General features: G+C 43.2%; 1 protein-coding gene. It reads left to right on the forward strand.

Annotation, left to right across the window (positions count from 1 at the left end; genetic code table 11):
* On the forward strand, positions 1 to 2475 hold a 2475-nt coding region (locus MM214_RS18825), incomplete at both ends, for a hypothetical protein (RefSeq protein ID WP_241297726.1).

Here is a 2475-nt window from a genome sequence, read left to right on the forward strand (position 1 = left end):
AGTTACTGTGGAAGCAGCACCGATACTTGCGAATCCAGATGACTTTGATTCCATCAATGGTAGAACAGGAGGCACTACAGCAAGTGTCTTGATCAATGACACTTTGAATGGAGCGATAGTGAATCCAACCGATGTGACTTTGACTCAGGTGGATCCTGACCCATCATCTCCATTGACGCTCAATGCAAATGGAACAATAACCATTGCAGCAAATACCCCAGCAGGTACTTATGAGCTAGAATACAGGATTTGTGAGATACTTAACCCAAGCAACTGTTCAACGGCTATTGCAACAGTTACTGTGGAAGCTGCTCCGATAGTTGCGAATCCAGATGACTTTGATTCCATCAATGGTAGAACAGGAGGCACTACAGCAAGTGTCTTGATCAACGATACCTTGAATGGTACTCCAGTGAATCCAGCAGATGTTACTTTGAGCTTGGTAGATGGAGATTCTGAATTGACCCTAAATGCAAATGGTACAATAACCATTGCACCAAACACCCCAGCAGGCACTTACGAGCTAGAATACAGGATTTGTGAGAATCTTAATGCAGGTAACTGTTCAACGGCTATTGCAACAGTTACTGTGGAAGCAGCACCGATACTTGCGAATCCAGATGACTTTGATTCCATCAATGGCAGAATAGGAGGTACTACAGCAAGTGTCTTGATCAACGATACCTTGAATGGAGCGATAGTGAATCCAACTGATGTTACTTTGACTCAGGTGGATCCTGACCCATCATCTCCATTGACGTTGAACGCAAATGGTACAATAACCATTGCACCAAACACCCCAGCAGGTACTTATGAGCTAGAATACAGGATTTGCGAAAATCTTAACCCTAGCAACTGTTCAACGGCCATTGCAACAGTTACTGTGGAAGCAGCACCGATAGTTGCGAATCCAGATGACTTTGATTCCATCAATGGCAGAACAGGAGGCACCACAGCAAGTGTCTTGATCAACGATACCTTGAATGGTACTCCAGTGAATCCGACTGATGTTACTTTGAGCTTGGTAGATGGAGATTCAGAATTGACGCTCAGTGCAAATGGAACAATAACCATTGCACCAAACACCCCATCAGGTACTTATGAGCTAGAATACAGGATTTGTGAGAATCTTAATTCGGGTAACTGTTCAACGGCTATTGCAACAGTTACTGTGGAAGCTGCTCCGATAGTTGCGAATCCAGATGACTTTGATTCCATCAATGGCAGAATAGGAGGTACTACAGCAAGTGTCTTGATCAACGATACCTTGAATGGAGCGATAGTGAATCCAACTGATGTTACTTTGACTCAGGTGGATCCTGACCCATCATCTCCATTGACGTTGAACGCAAATGGTACAATATCCATTGCAGCAAACACCCCAGCAGGTACTTATGAGCTAGAATACAGCATCTGCGAAAATCTTAACCCTAGCAACTGTTCAACAGCTATTGCAACAGTTACTGTGGAAGCAGCACCGATAGTTGCGAATCCAGATGACTTTGATTCCATCAATGGTAGAACAGGAGGCACTACAGCAAGTGTCTTGATCAACGATACCTTGAATGGTACTCCAGTGAATCCAGCTGATGTTACTTTGAGCTTGGTAGATGGAGATTCAGAATTGACACTCAATGCAAATGGTACAATAACCATTGCACCAAACACCCCATCAGGTACTTATGAGCTAGAATACAGGATTTGTGAGAATCTTAATTCGGGCAACTGTTCAACAGCTATTGCAACAGTTACTGTGGAAGCAGCACCGATACTTGCGAATCCAGATGACTTTGATTCTATCAATGGTAGAATAGGAGGCACTACAGCAAGTGTCTTGATCAACGACACTTTGAATGGTATTCAAGTGAATCCAACTGATGTTACTTTGAGCTTGGTAGATGGAGATTCTGAATTGACGTTGAACTCTGATGGAACAATTGGAATAGCACCAAACACTCCAGCAGGTACTTATGAGCTAGAATACAGGATTTGTGAGAATCTTAACCCAAGCAACTGTTCAACGGCTATTGCAACAGTTACTGTGGAAGCAGCACCGATAGTTGCGAACCCTGACAACTTTGATTCTATCAATGGCAGAATAGGAGGCACTACAGCGAGCGTTTTGATCAATGACACTTTGAATGGAGCGATAGTGAATCCAACTGATGTTACTTTGAGCTTGGTAGATGGAGATTCTGAATTGACACTCAATGCAAATGGTACAATATCAGTTTTACCAAACACCCCAGCAGGCACTTATGAGCTAGAATACAGGATTTGTGAGAATCTTAACCCAAGCAACTGTTCAACGGCTATTGCAACAGTTACTGTGGAAGCAGCTCCGATAGTTGCGAATCCAGATGACTTTGATTCCATCAATGGCAGAATAGGAGGCACTACAGCAAGTGTCTTGATCAATGATACTTTGAATGGAGCGATAGTGAATCCTGCGGATGTTACTTTGAGCTTGGTAGA

The sequence above is a fragment of the Belliella kenyensis genome (assembly GCF_022549675.1).
GTDB lineage: Bacteria > Bacteroidota > Bacteroidia > Cytophagales > Cyclobacteriaceae > Belliella > Belliella kenyensis.